Raw genomic sequence first — 19,719 nt, forward strand, 5'->3', positions numbered from 1 at the left:
AAAAGCAGAGCCACCGGCTCTGCTTTTTTTTGCCCTGCGTTTCTTGTCTGATCAGGCGTGCTGGCGGGCGGGGAGGGCAGCCGCGCGGGTTGCCGTCTCGCTCTTCGGCGGTTTAATCATCAGCGTAATCAGCAAAGAGAGCACAGACATCACACCAATCACCAGGAAGGTGGTGTGGAAGCCGCCGAAGTGCGCCGCCACAAACGACCCGGCCAGCGCGCCGACGCCGAAGCCCTGATAGATCAGCCCATAGTTTTTGCTGTGGTTACGCAAGCCGAAGAAGTCGCCGACAATCGCCGGGAACACCGTGATATTGCCGCCGAAGCAGAAGGCGATGGCTCCGACGCAGATAAAGAACAGCGCAGAGGTAAGCGGGATAAAGCTCAGCGTTGCCACCGCCAGGGTGGTGATCAGCAGGGTGAAGCTGATCACCCGCATGCGGCCGACCTTGTCCGACAATGCCCCGAGGATAATCCGCCCGGCGGTGTTGAAAATGGCGATGGCGGAAACGGTATTGGCGGCCGTCGCCAGATCCATCCCGGCCAGCTGCACGCCGATGTCTTTCACAATCCCGATCAGGTAGAGACCGCTCATGCAGGCAGTAAAGAAGATAAGGAACAGCAGGTAGGCTTCCTTGGTTTTCAGCATCTCCGCCACGGTGAAATCGGGCTTGCCACTCTCAGCCTGCACCGTACCGGCAGCCGGGACGGCCTTCTCCTTCAGCAGCAGCGAACCGGCCGCGACCAGCGCCATCACAATCAGCCCCCAGTAGAGGAACGCCTGCGACACGCCCGCCTCTGCAATCAGCGCCGCGTTGACATACTTAAACAGCAGGCTGCCGGTGCCGAAGGCGCCGACCGAGATCCCGGCAATCAGCCCTTTGCGCTCCGGGAACCATTTAATCAGGTTGGAAAGGGTGGTGATGTAGGCAGTGCCGTCCGCGAAGCCGACCACAAACCCGGCCAGCAGATAGAACTGGGTCAGGGAGGTGGCGTAGGCGCTGGCGACAAGCCCGCAGCCGAGCAGCAGCCCGGCCAGCAGCGTCAGGCGGCGGATGCCGAGGCGCTCCTGTAACCGCCCGGCGAACAGGGTGGCGATGGCAAGGGAGAAACTGGTGATGGAAAAGGTGGTGGCGACATCGCCCAATGCCCAGTGGAATTTCTCCACCAGCGGCTGGTTAAACAGGCTCCAGGTGTAAATAGTGCCCAGCCCCATCTGCACAATGATGGTGCCCATGACGATCAACCCGCGATTTACCGGTTTACTGCTGGTCATTCCGGCCTCCTGATACAACAAACATGGCCCGCCGGGCCAAAATTAACAGGCCGGAAGCACTCAGGTGAGGGAACCCGGCCCGCCCACTGAAGCCAGTATACGGGCGGGTTTCAAGCCTGAGATCGAATCAGGAATGAGATGCCGCCAGGGCGGAATGAAATGCACTCAGATGCGCATCAGCTGCCGGAACGCCTTGACCTTGCTGCGGCTGACCGGCACCTCAAAAGGTAAATCGCTTAACCGCAGGATGTAAGTGTTGTTAAACCAGGGCACAATTTCGCGGATTTTCGACAGGTTTACGCAGTAGGAGCGGTGGCAGCGGAAAAAGAACTCCTCCGGCAGCCGGTTGAAAAACTCAGTGATGTTCATCGGCATGATGAACTCCTCGCGCCGGGTATAGACCAGCGTCACCTTCTCCTGCGCTGCGGCGTAGTAGATGTCATTGATGTCGGTGACGATGATCCGCTCATCCTTGATCAGGTTGATGCTGTGGCTGTGGCGGGCCGTGACCGGCTGGTCGCCGCCTGCCTGCCGGTCACGGCGGTAGTGCGCCTCCAGCTTTTGCAGCATGGTGACGATGCGCGCCTCATGGTAGGGCTTGAGGATGTAGTCAAACGCCTCGAGCTCGAACGCCTCGGCAGCGTGCTCTTTATAGGCAGTGATAAAAATAATGTAAGGCTTATGGGCGAATTTGCTGATGTTCTGCGCCAGCAGCACGCCATCCAGTGACGGGATATTGATGTCGAGGAAAATCGCGTCAACCTGATGGTGCTGCAGGTATTTCAGCACATCCAGCCCGTCATCAAAGCTGCCCTCCAGCTGAATGCTGCTGTGGGCATTGATCAGGTATTTCAGCTCCTCCTGAGCCAGGAACTCATCCTCAACAATAATCGCTTTCACGGTCTCTCCCCGGTAAAGGTGCCCGGCGTCAGGCGGGGGCGGCGGCTGTTTTACCGCCCTGTTTGGTAATAAAGAAGGCGATCTCGGTGCCCGGCTCCAGCCGGCGGATCTGTAACCCTTCGCCATACAGCAGCGACACGCGGTGGTGCACATTCAACAACCCGATCTTATTGCCCGGCATCTCATTGCGCGCCACGCGGTCGATGGTTTCCTGATTGATGCCGTGGCCGGTGTCCTGCACCGCCACGCGGATGCGATCGCCCTGGTGTTTGACGCTGATCGACACCACCCCTTTGCCGCGGCAGGGCTGAATGCCGTGCACAATCGCGTTCTCCACCAGCGGCTGGATCAGCAGGCTCGGGATCGGCACCGCGATCTCTTCATCCACGTCATACAGCACCGTGAGTTTGCTGCCGAAGCGCGCCTGCTCAATGGCGATGTAGTCCTGCACCTGATGCAGCTCTTTGCGCAGGTCAATCAGCTCGTCGTTCAGCTCCAGGTTGTAGCGCAGGTAGCGCGACAGGTTGATGATCAGCTGGCGGGCGGTGTCCGGATTGATACGGATAGAGGAGGAGATGGCGTTCAGCGCGTTGAACAGGAAGTGCGGGTTAATTTTGCTTTGTAACGCCCGCATCTCCGCTTTGTTGGCCATCTCGCGCAGCTGCTCGGTGCGCGACACCTCCATCTGCGTCGAGATCATCTGCGACAGCCCGACCGCCATCACTTTCAGGGAATAGGTGATCTTGTGGGCGCGGCAGTAGTAGATCTTCAGCGAGCCGGTGACTTCCCCTTTTTCCCACAGCGGGATGATGATCAGCGAGTGGATTTGCGGCGTGCGGTCCATCTCATCGTTGTTCTTGATGGTGATCTTGCCGCGCCGCAGCGTCTCTTTGGTCATCTCGCCGATGATTTCGTGGCCGATGTTGTACTGCTCAGCGCCGGTACCGACATAGGCGAGGATGGTTTTGGTGTCGGTGATCGCCACCGCATCGGCTTTGATGTCGCTGCGGATGATGTCGCAGATGGTGGTCAGCGAGGCGTGGTTGATGTCGCGGAAATAGGGCAGCGTCTTGTTGGCGATGTCCAGCGCCAGCCGCGCCTGGCGGGCGGCGATCACCTCTTTTTCATCCTCTACGCTCTGCACCAGCAACACAATCAGGCCGATGCAGGTCGCGCCGAGGATCATCGGCACGGCGATCTTGGAGACGATCTCCAGCCCCAGCGACAGCGGCTCCGCCCACACCACCACCAGCAGCATGGTCAGGGATTCACACGCCATCCCGGCGGCGATCCCCACCGACCAGCGCTTCTCCTTCAGCACCCGCTGATGGATGACGCCCGACAACACCCCGGCGACCACGCTGGTGATCAGACAGGGAATGGCGGTGATGCCATGCATATCAATGGCGTAGCGGTGTACCCCGGCGATCAGCCCGGTAATAATGCCGACCCACGGCCCGAACAGAATCCCGCCGGACATCACGGCGATCACCCGCACGTTGACCAGCGAGCCTTCGACGTGGATGCCGGAGTAGGTGCTGAACAGCGCAAACAGGGAGAAAATGGCGGTCACCGCGGCCAGCTCGCGCGGGGTGTGCTGCTCTTTCTGCAACAGCTGGCGGAAGGGGCGGGTGCGGGTCAGGAAGAACAGGCAGATCAACATCAGCGCGGCGCGGTCAAACACCGCCAGCAGCATTTCAAAGACTGAATTTTCGTACATCACATGCACAACAGGCATCCTGTGCCGGTTCACGGGCGTCCACTATAAAGAAAAGCCACCGGGGGTGCCAGCACCGGTGGCCTTGCTGTTTACAGGGGCATAACAGAAACGTTACGCGTCGAGGCCCATCTGCGCCCGCCCGGCCGGGGTGAGATCGTCAGCCGTGGCGCGGCCGGTGAAATCGACCTCAAAATCATCAGCGGCGAAATCGGGCGGTGAGCGGCCGTCAAGGAAACTCGCCGCCTGCTGCGGCAGGTAGGCCGCATTTTTCTCACACCAGGGCGCGGCGGCGATGTACATCACGTTGCTGTCAAACTCGCCGTTGTGCTCATTTTCCACCGCGTGGATCACGTCGCAGTGCCAGAACACCGTGTCGCCCGGCTCCAGATCAGGGATCGGGGAGACCGCCTCCAGCAGCAGCGGGTGCCACTTCTCCGAAATGGAGAGCGCACGGCCCGGCGCGGCGTCGCAGAGATCATCCTCCGGCACATCATCCTGCAACGCCCGCAGCAGCACATAGGCCATGGCGTTGGCGATCGGGATCAGGTTCAGCGTCCCGGCGTGGGTGCGCTGCGGTGTCAGGGCCGTCCAGCCCTGGAAGGTACGGAACATCGAGCAGACCGCCGGGGAGGGGAACTCCCGCACCTCCGGCCGCCCCTCGGCGGCAAACGGGTTATAGTCGCGCCAGTTCCCGGCGAACACCTCACGGTAAACGTGGCGGAAGTTCTCATCCAGCCAGCGCTCCAGCGAGCCGCCGTCCACGTGCGGCGACAGCCCCAGCGAGGAGGAGCGCGGCGGGCGGCGGCGGGTGCGGTCAGCGTAGCTCACCACCCGTTCCGGGTCGAAATGCTGTTTACCGTGGCTTTCCGCGTCCCACAACCGGTTAAGGAACACCTGCACCGCTTTCATGCGCGCATCCTGGCGCGCCTCCACCTGCGGCTGTGACCAGTAGATGCCGTAAATCTGCGGCTTGCTGGCGGCCAGCGTGCCGAAGTAGTTATCTTCTGCCGCGTTTTTCAGCCGCTCCACAAAATTATTGGTCTCCAGATAGTCGCCGATCATCCGGTTCCAGCGCTGCGCCTTTTCACGCGGGAAGACCCCGCGGATGGCACAGGCACCGCGCTCACGGATCAGCGCCTTCTGCTGCTCACTGACGCGGCCCTGCAAAATATCTTCCGCATCCAGTTGCGGAACAGGGTTTTCCCCGCGCGCCAGCTCCGCGCGGATCGTCTCCACCTGTTGGCGCATGGCCTGCTCTACTTCCCGGAAAACCTGCGCATAATCAGGCAGATCGCGGCGAAGCTGCTGTTTGACTTTTCGGATGGCGTCGGGAATGTTATCAAGGGTCAGTGCGGCCATAATGCAACTCTCCAGGGTAGGGGGTGTTGTGGTTATGAGGTGACGATGAAGCGCCACTATGTAATACAACTGTTAAGCATTATGTGCTTTGCTGTGACGAAAGAAAAGGGATCACCTTTCAAATGAAGCATCATCTTTTTCATATGAAGAATAAACAACACCCTGAGGAGATGACTATGCACCTGACAACCCCGCGGCTCAGCCTGCACACCATGACGGAAGCGGACTGGCCGCTGTTCCTGCAACTGCAGCAGGACCCGCGTGTGATGGCCTTTGTGGCTGACCCGCGCAGTGAAGAGACCATCCGTGCGCATTTTGAGGCGCGGCTGCCCGCCTGGGACAAAACCAGCCACCACTGGCTTTGCCTGGTGATCCGGGAAAAAACCACCGGCGCGGCGCTGGGCGTCACCGGCTTTCTGCCGGAGTGGGAACCTTTCCGGCAGGCGGAGATGGGCTACATGATGCTGCCGGAGGCGCAGGGGCAGGGCTATGCCAGCGAGGCGCTGGCCGCCGTGTGCGAGTTTGCGTTTGATACCTGCGGCTTCCACCGGCTGAAAGCGCTGGTGGTGGAAGGCAACCGGGCATCACGCCGGGTGCTGGAGAAGTGCGGGTTTGAGTGGGAAGGCACCCTGAAGGACAACTACCAGCTGGCCGGGGAGTGGGAGAGCGACTGGCTGCTGGCGCGCGTTAACCGTCCGGTGTGACCGCTTTTTCCCGCCAAAAAACGGGGCCAATGGCGCAATACATCAAAAAATTTCGATAAAAAATTTTTATAGATAAGTGACGTAAATGTAAGAAATAAGTTGCGATTTGCTCGACAGGCGATTTTTGTTGCGATAGGGTCAATTTCCGGCCGCCATGCGGCCGACGTCGCTCGGACGGTCCGGGCGCTAACGTAAAAGAGGACATCATGGCTGAACCCCGTGCATTACGCCGTTTTACCCGCATTGAACGCCTTCCCCCCTACGTATTCAACATCACGGCCGAGCTGAAAATGGCGGCCCGCCGCCGCGGTGAGGACATCATCGACTTCAGCATGGGCAACCCTGACGGCCCCACGCCGCCGCACATTGTGGAGAAGCTCTGCACCGTGGCCCAGCGTGAGGACACCCACGGCTACTCCACGTCCCGCGGCATCCCACGCCTGCGCCGCGCCATCTCCCGCTGGTACGCCGACCGCTACCAGGTGGAGATTGACCCGGAAAGCGAGGCGATCGTCACCATCGGCTCCAAAGAGGGGCTGGCGCACCTGATGCTGGCCACCCTTGACCACGGCGACACCGTGCTGGTGCCGAACCCCAGCTACCCGATCCATATCTACGGCGCGGTGATTGCCGGGGCGCAGGTGCGTTCCGTGCCGCTGGCCGAGGGCGTCGACTTCTTCGGCGAGCTGGAAAAGGCGATCCGCGAGTCGATCCCGCGGCCGAAGATGATGATCCTGGGCTTCCCCTCCAACCCCACCGCGCAGTGCGTGGAGCTTGATTTCTTTGAGCGGGTGGTCGCGCTGGCGAAGCAGTATGACGTGCTGGTGGTGCATGACCTCGCCTATGCCGACATCGTCTACGACGGCTGGAAAGCGCCGTCCATCATGCAGGTGCCGGGGGCGAAAGAGATCGCTGTGGAGTTTTTCACCCTCTCCAAAAGCTACAACATGGCGGGCTGGCGCATCGGCTTTATGGTCGGCAACCCGGAGCTGGTCAGCGCGCTGGCGCGCATCAAAAGCTACCACGACTACGGCACCTTCACGCCGTTGCAGGTAGCGGCGATCGCGGCGCTGGAAGGGGATCAGCAGTGCGTGCGTGACATCGCCGAACAGTACCGGCAGCGGCGCAATGTGCTGGTGAAGGGGCTGCATGAGGCGGGCTGGATGGTCGAGAACCCGAAAGCCTCGATGTATGTCTGGGCGAAAATCCCCGACGCCTATGCCCACCTGGGGTCACTGGAGTTTGCCAAAAAACTGCTGGCTGACGCGAAAGTCTGCGTCTCGCCCGGTATCGGCTTCGGCGACTACGGCGACACCCATGTGCGCTTTGCGCTGATCGAGAATCAGGACCGCATCCGCCAGGCGGTGCGCGGCATCAAAGGGATGTTCCGGGCCGACGGCCTGCTCAGCACGGCCAAAAGCAGCGACACCGCAAACTGACCGTACAGGCAATGAAAAAGGGCGCATCCGCGCCCTTTTTGTTGGGTGGCATCTGGGGCAGGGCGGCGGTGCTACGCCACCAGCAGGGCAAACACGCCCAGCCAGACCACCACCATCAATGACACACCCATCATTCCATATTTCATTGCGTGATACCTGAAAAGGCCTGCCTTCAGCCGTGCGCCGGGCCACGCCGGGGCGCGCATCCGGCTGCCGGGATTAAAACAGGGAGAAGACGACGACCCAGAACAGAATACAAAATGTAAAAACGCCAAGCCAGGTTATGCGGCGGCTCATCATAGTGGTTGCCTCGCTGAGAGCGGATAACCCCGATATCGGCCCCGGCGGGTAAAACTTTAGCCATCAGCGGGCAAAATTTACTGCCATTCCCTCTTTTCTGGTTAACCTGCCGCTTAAGCCCAGTTTTATATATAGAAAAAATATAATTGTAGTTGTGACTTATAAGATGATTTAATACTTTTAACATTTGAGTTAAGTATTGGCGCCTTGTAATGTAAACAATTGCCGGGTCAGGCAGGGTAGTGCTGTGTTAAAAGTATAATGAATTTTAATTAAAACTAACGCAGCGAGTCGGTATAAAATAGGGGAGTTAGTGGTGAGGCGCTGCCCGGGAGCACCATTTCCTGAGGGTTTATGGCAGAGTCAGTCGCATTTGCTGAAATCATGATGAAATTTTTTAATCCTTGTTCTGCTGATGGCGCACCCGTTGCGGTGCCGGCAGGCAAAATGTCCAGTTTCTGTTTACGCTTATAAGGTTACCGCTCCGGTTTCATTGATTGGCGGTATGTTTTGATAAGTGTTAACACTTCACCATGGAAAGGCATCAATCAGTGAGGCAGTACCGAATGAAGGCAGCATCACCGATAAAATCAATAGCCGGGCAGCAGCCCTGAAAAAATTGATAACGTGTGGTCGCTGATTAGGGTAGCAATGTCAACACTACAGTCACCGGGCAGGTTTACCTGAGGTTATTACCGCGTGGCACTTTTTTATGAGTGAGGTACATGAATAATTTTTACTTCATCTGTCAGCATTGTGGGGGTGAAGATTTTGAGTCTTTGGACCGATCTGAAGTTACCGTTACATCTCCGGTTTATAGGTGTTGTGACTGCGGTCACCGAGTGAATCAAGAGGATATCCATAGGTTTCATTATCTTATCAAAGATGAAAGTATTAGCTGGCTGGCTGAATAGCTGTGCCGATCGGTAAAAAGCCGGGTGTGTTATCCTATGTATTCACTATTCAAGGGCCCCATTTCTTTTCTCCGGTTATTTTCTGCTTTTTTCACGTCATTGTAATCTCCTTTACCTTATTGAGGGTTATCTGAAGGGTCTGCCTTCCCTGTATAGCCCTCAAAACATTCCTCCGCATTCCCGCTTACCGTCACCGTGATATGCATTTCCCTCAGGGCTAATAATAATCCTTAGTTATTTTAAGGATGATTAATGCCTGGGTAAAATTCTTATTTCCAACGCCGCGATTAACGGGGAAATAACAGTGTTTATTACCGGATTGATCGCTGGAATTAAAATAATCAATTAAAAAAAGCGGCAGGTAAACCGGTTGAAAATAACCGGCGTATTAAAAAAAGCGGAATAAAATTTAAATGGAACCGGTTCCTATGGCTGGCTTTCAGGCAAATAGCGTGCAATTAAGCAGGCAAAAGCGAAAAGGAATAGGGATAAGCCGGAGAATCAGGGGGGTAGCAACAGGCCGGCCCCAACAGGAACCGGCCTCTTTTTACCCTTTGCAGAGCAGACCGGTCAGCGGTGACCGGGGTTTGTAAACGTTTTCTACTCTGAAACCGGGTACCGGGGCGCTGCCCGGTACCCCGGCATACATCAGGCGGCCGACGTTTTGAATACTGAAACGGTCTTCGCCAGGTGGTCAGCCTGCTCCTCCAGAGAGACCGCAGCGGCCGCGGCCTGCTCAACCAGCGCGGCGTTTTGCTGGGTGACTTCATCCATCTGCGCCACCGCAATGCTGACATGCTCAATGCCATTGGCTTGTTCATCAGAAGCGGTGGAGATCTCGCCCATGATGTCCGAGACGCGGCGGATCGCGCTGACGATTTCCCCCATGGTGGTCCCGGCGTCTGCTACCAGCGCTGAGCCCTGGGTGACGCGGCTGTTTGAGGCACCGATCAGCTGTTTGATCTCTTTGGCGGCATTGGCGCTGCGTTGCGCCAGTGCCCGCACCTCGCTGGCGACCACGGCAAACCCGCGGCCCTGCTCACCGGCCCGCGCCGCTTCTACCGCCGCGTTCAGCGCCAGGATGTTGGTCTGGAAGGCGATGCTTTCAATGGTGCCGATAATATCCACCACATGCTTCGAGCTTTCCGCAATCGCGGACATGGTGCTCACCACCTGTTCCACCACCTCGCCGCCCCGCATCGCCACCTGGGAGGCATCCGTTGCCAGCGAGCTGGCGTGCTGGGCATTGGCGGTGTTCTGGCGCACTGTGGCCGTGAGCTGCTCCATGCTGGCGGAAGTCTCTTCAAGCGAGGCCGCCTGCTGCTCGGTACGGCTGGAGAGGTCAGTATTCCCGGACGACACCTCCTGGGCAGCGTTATCAATCAGCGATGCCGCTGACTGGATATCCGTGACCACCCGGATCAGTTGCGACTGCATGGTCGCCAGAGCATCCAGCAAGAGGCCGGTTTCATCTTTAGAATCGGTTACCAGCGTTGAGGTGAGGTCGCCTTTGGCGATCGCCTGCGCGGCGGCCACGGCCCGCTGCAACGGGGCGGTGATGGCACGGGCCAGCAGGTAACCCAGCGTAACGGCGATGCCCAGGCCGAACAGCGCCCCCAGCCACAGAGTCAGGGTGGTGTTGGTGCGGGTGGCCTGCACTGCCAGCCGGCGCCCCTCCAGCAGTGACTGCTCCTCACCAGAGACAGCGGCAATCACCGCGCGCATGGCGTCCATTTGCGCTTTACCGGTATTGGCCCGGAACGCGGCGAGAAACGCCTCCGGCGTCATGGCCCCGGTGGCCTGCGCGCGCCGGTTATCCAGCAATGCCTGAGCAAAGGTGGTGGTCCACTGCTGCTCCTGTTGCAGCAACTGGTTCAGGCGGGTCTGCTGGGCCGGGTTATCGGAGGTCAGCGCTTTCGCTTTATTGAGGTGTTCGGTAAAGGCGGCCTGGCCCGTGGTATAGGGCTCCAGCATCGCCTCATCCCCGCTGAGCGCAAAGCCCCGCAGGCCGGTTTCCATATTGACCAGGCTCTCCACCAGCGCCCGGCCTTCGTCGATCACCTGGTAGGTATGCACGTTCCAGTCATTGGCGCTGACAATCCGCGAGAAGTTCAGGTAAAACGAGGCGCAGATGATGATAAGCACCGCGACCACGGCACCAAAGGCGGCGATAAATTTTTGACGGATACTAAAATTCTTAAGCATGAGGCATTAATCCACGCGTTAACGTTTGTTGAGCGGAATGATGTGTAAAAAAGGCAGGAAACAAATCGGCCGCGGGCGGCAATCCTTTAGCGTCAGGAGAGGGTTTCATGGCGCAGTGGCCCTTTTTTCCGCGGAAATAGCGCGAAATGCTAAAGAAGGAGGGCAGGCACGGCCTGTACGCACCGGCAGAGCATAGGCAGGCTCCTGCCGCCAGTGAGGGGAAAAAATGGGGCTACAGGGCGCTCAGCCGCAACAGGGCAGGCAATCGGCAGCTGCAGCGGCGGGGTTGGCGTCACCCAGCTTAAGGTGCGCAATAGGTTATACGTTTTTCGTTGGGGCCAGAAACATGAAGCGGTCGGTGATACAGGAGATGATGCCGATAGAGCGGCGCTTTGCGGGAGGGAGGTGCTGGTGTCCCCTGCAGGAATCGAACCTGCAACTAGCCCTTAGGAGGGGCTCGTTATATCCATTTAACTAAGGGGACAACCGGACGGCGTGCTGCCGTCCGCCGGGCATTATACCCATTTTTGTTCTGAGAATAAGCGCTTTACTGACCGTTTGCCTATTCCGTCGCCAATCGGTGGCGACGGGGGCGGCTCAGCGGTCATCGCGCGCCTGTTTGCGTTCGCCTTCGGCGCGGGCTTTGGCTTCGTTGCTCATGTCATTGCGGATCTGCGCGTGGCTGATCAGCGCGAAGATAAAGGTGCCGCCGATGATGTTGCCCAGCAGTGTCGGGAAGGCGAACGGGTAGAAAAATTCCTGCCACGGGATCACGCCCGCAAACACCAGGTAGAGGATCTCCACCGAGCCGACCACGATGTGCGTCAGGTCGCCGATGCCCACCAGATAGGTCATGATCACAATGACCCACAGCTTGGCCGCCCCGGCCGAGGGGAACATCCAGACCATGGTCGCGATCAGCCAGCCGGAGATAATGCCGTTGGCGAACATCTCGGTCGGGGTGTTTTTCATGATCTCTTCGCTGATGCTGATAAAGGCCTGGCGCACCGGCTCATCAAAAATCGGCATCACTAAGAAGGCGAGGGCGGCACAGGCCGCGCCCAGCACGTTGCCGAGCAGCACCCAGCCCCAGAGCCGGAACAGCAGGCCGATATTTTTCAACGTGAGTTTATGCATCACCGGCAGCACGGCGGTGACGGTGTTCTCGGTGAAAAGCTGCTGGCGCGCCATGATGACGATGATAAACCCCACGGTGTAGCCGAGGTTCTCCAGAAAGAAGCGCGCCGGGGTGTCGGGCAGGTGGGCGTGCAGAATCCCTTTCGCCATCAGCGACGCGCCAATCGACAGCCCGGCGGCAATGGCGGACCAGAGCAGTGCCATGCCGTCACGCTCCAGCTCCTTCTCCCCCTCCATGCGGATCTGCTCATGCACCGCCGCCGCGCGGGAGGGGAGTTTCTCCTCATCCACTTCAATGTCGGTGCCCTGGTCGCTCTCTTTGCTGTCGACTTCGTGTTCGTCGTTGTCCTGTGGACGTTTTTTATCCGTTGGTTGCGTCATTGTTATTTCCCAGTGTGGTGAACCATCAGCCAGAACGGCTAATGAAAAAGCAGGTGAAAACCCGCCACACTAAGCATAGAAGATTTCACACTTTGCGCCGGGGTTGGCACAAACTGTTACGCCATATAAAAAGAAAAGTAACAGAATCTTAACGTTGAGGAAAAACGCACCATTATGCGGGTTAATGGCCGCGAAGCGGAATCAACGATAGGCAAACCCTGCCAAGGCATGCTGCGTGCGGCTTGCGGCTTATGTTATGATTCGCGCCCCCAAAGAAAAAGATGAGTTTCCCGATGCTGGAAGCCTTGCGGCTGAGCTGCGTCCGCGACGAGCGGGTGCTGTTCAGTGACTTAAATTTTAACATTACGCCAGGCGAAATTGTCCAGGTAGAAGGGCAGAATGGCGCGGGCAAAACCTCCCTGCTGCGTATCCTGGCCGGGCTGGCACAGCCGGAGAGCGGTCAAGTGCGCTGGCAAGGCGAGGCGATTGGCCGGGCGCGTGACGCCTTCCACCGCCAGTTACTGTTTCTGGGCCACCAGGCGGGCGTAAAAGCGCTGCTGACGCCGTTTGAGAACCTGGCCTTTTATCAGTCGGTAATGGGTAAACCGGATTACGACGCCATCTGGCAGGCGCTGGCGCAGGTCGGCCTGCTGGGGTATGAAGAGGTGCCGGTGGGGCAGCTCTCTGCCGGGCAGCAGCGGCGTGTGGCGCTGGCCCGCCTCTGGCTGAGCCGCGCCCTGCTCTGGGTGCTGGATGAACCGCTGACGGCGATTGACCAGCAGGGCGTGGAGTTACTGATGGCGCAGTTTGAGCAGCAGGCGGCGCGCGGCGGCATGGTGCTGCTGACCACCCATCAGCCGCTGCCTGCTGCCGGCCGTGCGGTGCGCCGCCTGCGCCTGACCCAGGGGGAGGCGGCCTGATGGTTGTGACCCTGATCCGCCGGGAGTTGAAAACCGCGTTCCGTAACCGGGCTGAGATCCTTAACCCGCTCTGGTTTTTCCTGATCGTGATTACGCTGTTCCCGCTGGGCATCGGCCCTGAGCCGCAGTTGCTGGCGCGCATCGCGCCCGGCGTGGTCTGGGTAGCGGCGCTGCTGGCGTCGCTGCTGTCGCTGGAGCGCCTGTTCCGGGATGACCTGCTGGACGGCTCGCTGGAACAGCTGTTGCTGCTGCCGTCCCCGCTGGCGGTCACGGTGGCGGGCAAAGTGTGCGCCCACTGGCTGGTGACCGGGCTGCCGCTGCTGCTGCTCTCGCCGCTGGTGGCGCTGCTGCTGTCGCTGGACTTCACCACCTGGCGGGCGGTGGCGCTGACGCTGCTGCTCGGCACGCCGACCCTGAGCTTTATCGGCGCGATTGGCGCGGCGCTCACCGTCGGGCTGCGCAAGGGCGGGGTGCTGCTCAGCCTGCTGGTGCTGCCGCTGTCGATCCCGGTGCTGATTTTCGCCAGCGGCGCGATCCAGGCGGCGGCCAACGGCATGGCGATTGACGGCTATCTGGCGATCCTCGGCGCGATGCTGGCGGGCAGCCTGACGCTGGCCCCGTTCGCAGCCGCCGCGGCGCTGCGCATAAGTGTGCACTGACTTACCGTCACAATTTACCCTGCTGCCTGCGGCCCTCAGGGCGCGCGGGCTGAACGTTGCCTGACAAGAGCGGCCCCTGCCGGAGGCCGCCGCCCCGCACCCCGGGCAGGCGTTAACACCGTCATTTTTTACAACGAGCACTGAACAATGTGGAAATGGTTACATCAACTCGGTAAGCCGGACCGGCTTTACCACCTGTGCGGCCGGTTTATCCCCTGGCTGGGGCTGGCGGGCGCGCTTACGCTGGCGCTGGGCTGGGTCTGGGGCTTCGGCTTCGCCCCGGCAGACTACCAGCAGGGCAACAGCTACCGGATTATGTATATCCACGTCCCGGCGGCCATGTGGTCGATGGGCATCTACAGTGCGATGGCGGTGGCCGCGTTTACGGCACTGGTCTGGCAGATGAAGATGGCAAACCTGGTGGTGGCCGCCATGGCCCCGGTGGGTGCGGTCTTTACCTTTATTGCGCTGGTCACCGGGGCCGCCTGGGGCAAGCCGATGTGGGGCACCTGGTGGATCTGGGACGCGCGCCTCACCTCTGAGCTGGTGCTGCTGTTCCTCTACCTCGGTGTGATTGCGCTCTACAACGCCTTTGAGGACCGCCGGCTGGCGGGCCGCGCCGCCGGTATCCTGGTGCTGGTGGGCATCGTCAATATCCCGATCATCCACTACTCGGTACAGTGGTGGAACACCCTGCACCAGGGCTCGACCAATATGCAGCAATCCATCGACCCGAGCATGCGCTACCCGCTGCGCTGGGCGATTGTGGGTTACCTCTTCTTCTTTATGACCCTGACGCTGATGCGTCTGCGCAACCTGATCCTGATGCAGGAGAGCCACCGCCCGTGGGTGCTCACCCTGTTCAGCCGGAGACCCCGCCCATGACCGCTGCTTTCCCCTCCTGGGCCGCTTTTTTTGCCATGGGCGGCTACGCCTTCTATGTCTGGCTGTCGGTGGCGGTGACGCTGCTGTCACTGGCCGGGCTGCTGCTGCACACCGTGCTGCAACGCCGCCGGCTGATCGCTGCCGTCCACCGCCGCGAGGCGCGTGAGGCGCGCATCCGTGCGTCCAAAACCGTTACGCCTGCCGCCGCCGCGTCAGCGCAGGAGAGTTCACTGTGAATCCACGTCGTAAAAGCCGCCTTTACGTGGCGGTGGCCGTGCTGGCCGGGCTGGGCCTGACCGCCGCGCTGGTGCTCTATGCCCTGCGTTCCAACATCGATCTGTTCTACACCCCGAGTGAAATTTTGCAGGGCAAAGGCGAAAACCATGAGAAGCCGGACGTGGGTGATCACCTGCGCATCGGCGGCATGGTGATGCCCGGCTCGGTAAAGCGGGATGAGAAAAGCCTTGAGGTGCACTTTAAGGTCTATGACGCGCGCGGCGCGATTGCGGTGACCTACACCGGCATCCTGCCCGATCTGTTCCGCGAAGGGCAGGGCGTTGTGGCGCAGGGCGTACTGGGGCCGGGCAACGTGGTGGACGCGAAGCAGGTACTGGCCAAGCATGATGAAAAATATGTGCCGCCGGAGGTGGCTGACGCAATGAAAGAGAACCATAACGGCCCGGCGGCGAAGTATGCCGCCAATGAGGGCGGGAAATCATGATCCCGGAAATCGGCAGTTTTCTGCTCTGCCTCGGGCTGGCGGTAGCCCTGCTGCTGAGCATCTACCCGCAGTGGGGCGCGGCGCGCCAGGACAGCCGGATGATGGCAGTGGCGCGGCCGCTGGCCTACGGCATGTTCGCCTGCATCGCCGGGGCGTTCGCCGTGCTGGTGCACGCCTTTGTGGTCAACGATTTTACCGTGGCCTATGTGGCCACCAACTCCAACAGCCAGTTGCCGGTCTACTACCGGGTGGCGGCGACCTGGGGCGCGCATGAAGGCTCTCTGCTGCTGTGGGTGCTGCTGCTGAGCTGCTGGACGCTGGCGGTGGCGCTGCTGAGCCGCCGGATGCCGCAGGACGCGGTGGCGCGGGTGCTGTCGGTGCTGGGGATGATCACCGGCGGTTTCCTGCTGTTCATCATACTGACGTCCAACCCCTTTACCCGCACCCTGCCGGACTTCCCGATTGACGGCAGTGACCTCAACCCGCTGTTGCAGGACATCGGTTTGATCTTCCACCCGCCGCTGCTCTATATGGGCTATGTCGGCTTCTCGGTGGCGTTCGCCTTTGCTATCGCCTCGCTGATGGCCGGGCGGCTCGACACCGCCTGGGCGCGCTGGTCCCGCCCCTGGACCACCGCGGCCTGGGTATTCCTCACCGTCGGCATCGTGCTCGGCTCCGCCTGGGCCTATTACGAGCTGGGCTGGGGCGGCTGGTGGTTCTGGGACCCGGTGGAAAACGCCTCCTTTATGCCGTGGCTGGCGGGCACTGCGCTTATCCACTCGCTGGCGGTGACCGAGAAACGCGGCACCTTCAAAGCCTGGACGGTGCTGCTGGCGATCACCGCCTTTTCGCTCTGCCTGCTCGGCACTTTCCTGGTGCGCTCCGGCGTGCTGGTGTCGGTGCACTCCTTTGCCTCCGACCCGCAGCGCGGCATGTTCATCCTGGCTTATCTGGTGATCGTCATCGGCAGCTCGCTGCTGCTCTATGCGGTGCGCGGCGCGCAGGTGCGCAGCCCAAGCCGCCATGAACTCTTCTCGCGCGAGACCTTCCTGCTCGGCAATAACGTGCTGCTGATCGCAGCGATGCTGGTGGTGCTGCTCGGCACCCTGCTGCCGCTGGTGCATAAACAGCTCGGCCTCGGCAGCATCTCGATTGGTGAGCCGTTCTTCAACACCATGTTCACCTTCCTGATGGCCCCGCTGGCGCTGCTGCTGGGCATCGGGCCGCTGGTGCGCTGGCGGCGGGACGACGCCGGGAAGTTCTGGAAACGGCTGGCCGCCTCACTGGCCGTCACGCTGCTGCTCTCCCTGCTGCTGCCGTGGCTGATGCAGGACCGCATCGCCGGGATGACGGTGCTGGGGCTGATAATGGCGCTCTGGGTCACAATCCTTACCCTGCTGGAGCTGCATGAGCGCGCCACTCACCGCCACAGTTTCTGGCGCGGGCTGACCACCCTGACGCGCAGCCACTGGGGCATGGTGCTCGGCCACCTCGGCGTGGCGGTGACGGTGATCGGCATCGCCTTCAGCCAGAACTACAGCATTGAGCGTGACGTGCGGATGAAAGCGGGCGACAGCGTGGAGATCCACGGCTACCGCTTTGTGTTCCGCGAGGTGCACAGCATCACCGGGCCGAACTACAGCGGCGGCGCGGGCATCATTGATGTGACGGAAAACGGCAAACCGGTGACCGAGCTGCGCGCCGAGAAGCGCTACTACAGCGTGGCGCGCAGCATGATGACCGAAGCGGCGATCGACGGCGGGCTGGTGCGTGACCTTTACGCCGCGCTGGGCGAGGAGCTGGAGGACGGCAGCTGGGCGGTGCGGCTCTACTACAAACCCTTTGTGCGCTGGATCTGGCTCGGCGGCCTGCTGATGGCGGCCGGTGGGGTGCTCTGCATCCTCGACCCGCGCTACCGCATGAGCAAAAAGCAGGCGCGCAAACCTGCTGAGGAGAACGCATGAACCGTAAGCTGCTGTTTATCCCGCTGGTGCTGTTCCTGCTGCTGGCGGCGGCCTTTGTGGTGCAGTTGCAACGCAACGCCCACGGCGACGACCCGACCCGGCTGGAGTCGGCGCTGATTGGCAAACCGGTGCCGGTGTTCCAGCTCGAATCGCTGGCGGAGCCGGGCAAAACCTACAGCCAGTCAGTGCTGCATGACGGCAAACCGCTGCTGCTGAATGTCTGGGCCACCTGGTGCCCGACCTGCCGCGCCGAACACCAGTACCTCAACAGCCTGGCGGCGCAGGGCGTGCGGGTGGTGGGGCTGAACTACAAAGATGACCGCGCCAAAGCGGTCAACTGGCTCAACACCCTCGGTAACCCCTATGCCCTGAGCCTGTATGACGGCGACGGTATGCTGGGGCTGGATCTCGGCGTCTACGGCGCACCGGAAACCTTCCTGATCGACGGGCAGGGGATCATCCGCTACCGCCATGCCGGTGACCTGAACGCTGACGTCTGGCAGCGCGAGGTCGCGCCGCTCTACCGCAAATATGGCGGGGGTGCGTGATGAGAAAACTGATTTGCCTGCTGGCCGGGCTGCTGCTGAGCACCAGCCTCTGGGCGGCGATCGACACCTATTCGTTTAAAAGCACGGAGCAGGAGCAGCAGTACCGCGAGCTGACAGAGCAGCTGCGCTGCCCGAAATGCCAGAACAACAGCATTGCGGACTCCAACTCGATGATCGCCGCGGACATGCGCGCCAAGGTCTACCAGCTGATGTCCCAGGGGCAGACGCGCCAGCAGATCATCGACTATATGGTGGCGCGCTACGGCCACTTCGTGACCTACGAGCCGCCGGTCACCGCCTCTACCCTGATCTTATGGGTCGGCCCGGCGCTGTTTGTGCTGGTGGGCGGGCTGGTGGTGGTGCTGCGCGCGCGCCGCCAGGCGCGGACGGCGGCGCTCTCCCCGCAGGCGCAGGCGCGCCTGGCGCAACTGCTGAATGATTCTGACAGGACACACGATTAATGGCTTTTTGGCTGATTGCATCTTTATTACTGGTGGTGGCCGCGGCGCTGCTGGTGGTGCCCACTTTCCGCCGGGCGGACCGCGTGCCGGGTACCACCCGGGACAGCCTGAACAAGGCGTTTTACCATGAGCGGCTGGCGGAGCTGGCCCAGGACGAACAGCAGGGCATCATTGCCGAGCGGCCGGTGCTGGTGCAGGAGTTGCAGGAGAACCTGCTGAGCGACATCCCCGGCCGGGCAGACGCGCCGGTGCGGCCGGTGGGCCGCTGGGTGCTGATCCCCGGCGTGCTGGTGCTGGTGCTGGTCACGGTGGGGTTCTACCTGAAAACCGGCGGGCTGGTGCAGGTGGCGGCGTGGCAGCAGGCAGTGCGTGACCTGCCTGCCTTGCGCGCCCGTGTGGCGGATGACCGCGCCGCGCCGCTGACGATGGAGGAGGTGGCACGCCTGGGGCTGGGGCTGCGCACCGCCTTGCGGGATGACCCGCAGAATGTGGAAAACTGGCTGATGTTGGGCCGGGTCGGCATGGCGCTCAATAACGCCGCCACTGCCACCCAGGCGTTTGGCCGCGCCTATGCGCTGCAACCGGAGAACCGCGAGGTACAGCTCGCCTATGCCGATGTGCTGACCCGCTCCGCTGACCCGGCCGACCAGCGCCAGGCGGAGACCCTGCTGAAAACGCTGGGCAGCGCCGACCCGGCCGACCTGCGGGTGCTGAACCTGCTGGCGTTCAACGCTTTCCAGCAGGGTAACTACCCGAAAGCGATTGAGGGCTGGGGCCTGATGCTGAAGGTGCTGCCCGCCAATGATCCGCGGGCGGAGATGCTGCGGCGCAGCATTCAGCAAGCGCGCAGCAAAGCGGGTATGGATAATACGCAGCTCGGGGTGGCGGTGACGCTCTCGCCGGAGGCGGCGCGCGGGCTGCCCGCACAGGGCATGGTGCTGATCTCCGTCACCGACGGCAGCAGCCCGGTGCCGGTGGCGGTGAAACGGCTGCCGCTCAGCCGCTTCCCGCTGGCGCTAACTATTGACGATACTAATGCAATGATGCCTGAAAGGTTGCTTTCTTCAATACATCAGGTCAAAGTCAAGGTACGCATTTCGCCGGACGGATCGGCTACCCCCCGCAGCGGGGAGTGGGCCGGTGAGAGCAGCCTCCAGCCATTTTCCGGGCAGAAACACATTAACGTCGAGATTAATCAGCAGGTGCCGTGACGCGCCTGCCGTAAAA

17 protein-coding genes and 1 tRNA gene are annotated in these 19,719 nt (G+C 60.9%); 11 read left to right on the forward strand and 7 right to left on the reverse strand.

Annotated features, from left to right (window positions below; translation table 11 throughout):
- Nucleotides 1-51 precede the first annotated feature (51 nt).
- From CYR32_RS11995 to CYR32_RS12010, 4 genes are all read right to left on the reverse strand, one after another.
- Nucleotides 52-1,275: an L-lactate MFS transporter gene (locus CYR32_RS11995; protein WP_101824634.1), complete on the reverse strand. Its 1,224-nt coding sequence runs from the start codon at nucleotides 1,273-1,275 to the stop codon at nucleotides 52-54.
- A gap of 165 nt (nucleotides 1,276-1,440) precedes the next feature.
- Nucleotides 1,441-2,175, reverse strand: a complete 735-nt coding sequence (locus CYR32_RS12000; RefSeq protein WP_101824636.1) for a LytR/AlgR family response regulator transcription factor — start codon at nucleotides 2,173-2,175, stop codon at nucleotides 1,441-1,443.
- 28 nt (nucleotides 2,176-2,203) lie between these two features.
- Nucleotides 2,204-3,895, reverse strand: a complete 1,692-nt coding sequence (locus tag CYR32_RS12005) for a sensor histidine kinase (protein WP_101824638.1) — start codon at nucleotides 3,893-3,895, stop codon at nucleotides 2,204-2,206.
- A gap of 111 nt (nucleotides 3,896-4,006) precedes the next feature.
- Nucleotides 4,007-5,254, reverse strand: coding sequence for a DUF1479 domain-containing protein (locus tag CYR32_RS12010; RefSeq protein ID WP_101824640.1), 1,248 nt, complete (start codon nucleotides 5,252-5,254; stop codon nucleotides 4,007-4,009).
- Nucleotides 5,255-5,430: 176 nt separating this feature from the next.
- Between CYR32_RS12010 and CYR32_RS12015 the strand changes: the two genes are divergently transcribed.
- Both CYR32_RS12015 and alaC read left to right on the forward strand, forming a co-directional pair.
- A complete protein-coding gene (locus CYR32_RS12015; RefSeq protein WP_101824642.1) occupies nucleotides 5,431-5,958 on the forward strand; it encodes a GNAT family N-acetyltransferase in 528 nt (175 codons plus the stop codon).
- A 206-nt stretch (nucleotides 5,959-6,164) separates the two neighbouring features.
- Entirely contained in the window at nucleotides 6,165-7,397 is a 1,233-nt protein-coding gene (gene alaC, locus CYR32_RS12020; RefSeq protein WP_101824644.1) for an alanine transaminase, read from the forward strand.
- A gap of 1,862 nt (nucleotides 7,398-9,259) precedes the next feature.
- On the opposite strand, the gene CYR32_RS12030 is transcribed toward alaC, so the two are convergent.
- The 3 genes from CYR32_RS12030 to CYR32_RS12040 all read right to left on the reverse strand — a co-directional run bounded on the left by CYR32_RS12030 (nucleotide 9,260) and on the right by CYR32_RS12040 (nucleotide 12,334).
- A complete protein-coding gene (locus tag CYR32_RS12030; protein ID WP_101824646.1) occupies nucleotides 9,260-10,816 on the reverse strand; it encodes a methyl-accepting chemotaxis protein in 1,557 nt (518 codons plus the stop codon).
- Nucleotides 10,817-11,225: 409 nt separating this feature from the next.
- Nucleotides 11,226-11,300 (reverse strand) — tRNA-Arg (locus CYR32_RS12035).
- Nucleotides 11,301-11,413: 113 nt separating this feature from the next.
- A complete protein-coding gene (locus CYR32_RS12040) occupies nucleotides 11,414-12,334 on the reverse strand; it encodes a formate/nitrite transporter family protein (RefSeq protein WP_101824648.1) in 921 nt (306 codons plus the stop codon).
- A gap of 293 nt (nucleotides 12,335-12,627) precedes the next feature.
- Between CYR32_RS12040 and ccmA the strand changes: the two genes are divergently transcribed.
- The 9 genes from ccmA to ccmI all read left to right on the forward strand — a co-directional run bounded on the left by ccmA (nucleotide 12,628) and on the right by ccmI (nucleotide 19,703).
- Nucleotides 12,628-13,254: a cytochrome c biogenesis heme-transporting ATPase CcmA gene (ccmA, locus tag CYR32_RS12045; RefSeq protein ID WP_101824831.1), complete on the forward strand. Its 627-nt coding sequence runs from the start codon at nucleotides 12,628-12,630 to the stop codon at nucleotides 13,252-13,254.
- Complete coding sequence (ccmB, locus tag CYR32_RS12050) at nucleotides 13,254-13,913, forward strand: heme exporter protein CcmB (RefSeq protein WP_101824651.1); 660 nt, start codon at nucleotides 13,254-13,256, stop codon at nucleotides 13,911-13,913. Before ccmA ends, ccmB begins: the two co-directional genes overlap by 1 nt.
- Nucleotides 13,914-14,060: 147 nt before the next feature.
- Nucleotides 14,061-14,798: a heme ABC transporter permease gene (locus tag CYR32_RS12055; RefSeq protein WP_101824653.1), complete on the forward strand. Its 738-nt coding sequence runs from the start codon at nucleotides 14,061-14,063 to the stop codon at nucleotides 14,796-14,798.
- Complete coding sequence (ccmD, locus tag CYR32_RS12060) at nucleotides 14,795-15,034, forward strand: heme exporter protein CcmD (RefSeq protein ID WP_101824655.1); 240 nt, start codon at nucleotides 14,795-14,797, stop codon at nucleotides 15,032-15,034. Before CYR32_RS12055 ends, ccmD begins: the two co-directional genes overlap by 4 nt.
- The gene (gene ccmE / locus CYR32_RS12065) at nucleotides 15,031-15,519 is read left to right on the forward strand and encodes a cytochrome c maturation protein CcmE (RefSeq protein ID WP_101824657.1); all 489 of its coding nucleotides are present in this window, start codon (nucleotides 15,031-15,033) and stop codon (nucleotides 15,517-15,519) included. Before ccmD ends, ccmE begins: the two co-directional genes overlap by 4 nt.
- Nucleotides 15,516-17,483: a heme lyase CcmF/NrfE family subunit gene (locus tag CYR32_RS12070; protein WP_101824659.1), complete on the forward strand. Its 1,968-nt coding sequence runs from the start codon at nucleotides 15,516-15,518 to the stop codon at nucleotides 17,481-17,483. Before ccmE ends, CYR32_RS12070 begins: the two co-directional genes overlap by 4 nt.
- On the forward strand, nucleotides 17,480-18,031 hold the full coding sequence (locus CYR32_RS12075) for a DsbE family thiol:disulfide interchange protein (RefSeq protein WP_101824661.1): 552 nt from the start codon (nucleotides 17,480-17,482) through the stop codon (nucleotides 18,029-18,031). Before CYR32_RS12070 ends, CYR32_RS12075 begins: the two co-directional genes overlap by 4 nt.
- Entirely contained in the window at nucleotides 18,031-18,492 is a 462-nt protein-coding gene (locus tag CYR32_RS12080; RefSeq protein WP_101824663.1) for a cytochrome c-type biogenesis protein, read from the forward strand. Before CYR32_RS12075 ends, CYR32_RS12080 begins: the two co-directional genes overlap by 1 nt.
- Nucleotides 18,492-19,703 (forward strand): c-type cytochrome biogenesis protein CcmI, encoded by a 1,212-nt coding sequence (ccmI, locus tag CYR32_RS12085; RefSeq protein WP_101824665.1) that lies wholly within the window; start codon nucleotides 18,492-18,494, stop codon nucleotides 19,701-19,703. Before CYR32_RS12080 ends, ccmI begins: the two co-directional genes overlap by 1 nt.
- The last annotated feature ends 16 nt before the right edge of the window (nucleotides 19,704-19,719 follow it).

Origin of the sequence: Chimaeribacter coloradensis, from assembly GCF_002858715.1 — a bacterium.
Classification (GTDB): Bacteria; Pseudomonadota; Gammaproteobacteria; order Enterobacterales; family Enterobacteriaceae; genus Chimaeribacter; species Chimaeribacter coloradensis.

Excerpts from the sequence above, each read along its gene's own strand:
- ccmI (WP_101824665.1), top strand. The coding sequence starts at position 18,492 with ATGGCTTTTTGGCTGATTGCATCTTTATTACTGGTGGTGGCCGCGGCG.
- CYR32_RS12015 (WP_101824642.1), top strand. The coding sequence starts at position 5,431 with ATGCACCTGACAACCCCGCGGCTCAGCCTGCACACCATGACGGAAGCG.
- alaC (WP_101824644.1), top strand. The coding sequence starts at position 6,165 with ATGGCTGAACCCCGTGCATTACGCCGTTTTACCCGCATTGAACGCCTT.
- CYR32_RS12075 (WP_101824661.1), top strand. The coding sequence starts at position 17,480 with ATGAACCGTAAGCTGCTGTTTATCCCGCTGGTGCTGTTCCTGCTGCTG.
- ccmB (WP_101824651.1), top strand. The coding sequence starts at position 13,254 with ATGGTTGTGACCCTGATCCGCCGGGAGTTGAAAACCGCGTTCCGTAAC.
- CYR32_RS12005 (WP_101824638.1), bottom strand. The coding sequence starts at position 3,895 with ATGTACGAAAATTCAGTCTTTGAAATGCTGCTGGCGGTGTTTGACCGC.
- CYR32_RS12010 (WP_101824640.1), bottom strand. The coding sequence starts at position 5,254 with ATGGCCGCACTGACCCTTGATAACATTCCCGACGCCATCCGAAAAGTC.
- CYR32_RS11995 (WP_101824634.1), bottom strand. The coding sequence starts at position 1,275 with ATGACCAGCAGTAAACCGGTAAATCGCGGGTTGATCGTCATGGGCACC.
- ccmD (WP_101824655.1), top strand. The coding sequence starts at position 14,795 with ATGACCGCTGCTTTCCCCTCCTGGGCCGCTTTTTTTGCCATGGGCGGC.
- CYR32_RS12055 (WP_101824653.1), top strand. The coding sequence starts at position 14,061 with ATGTGGAAATGGTTACATCAACTCGGTAAGCCGGACCGGCTTTACCAC.
- ccmA (WP_101824831.1), top strand. The coding sequence starts at position 12,628 with ATGCTGGAAGCCTTGCGGCTGAGCTGCGTCCGCGACGAGCGGGTGCTG.
- CYR32_RS12070 (WP_101824659.1), top strand. The coding sequence starts at position 15,516 with ATGATCCCGGAAATCGGCAGTTTTCTGCTCTGCCTCGGGCTGGCGGTA.
- CYR32_RS12040 (WP_101824648.1), bottom strand. The coding sequence starts at position 12,334 with ATGACGCAACCAACGGATAAAAAACGTCCACAGGACAACGACGAACAC.
- CYR32_RS12030 (WP_101824646.1), bottom strand. The coding sequence starts at position 10,816 with ATGCTTAAGAATTTTAGTATCCGTCAAAAATTTATCGCCGCCTTTGGT.
- CYR32_RS12080 (WP_101824663.1), top strand. The coding sequence starts at position 18,031 with ATGAGAAAACTGATTTGCCTGCTGGCCGGGCTGCTGCTGAGCACCAGC.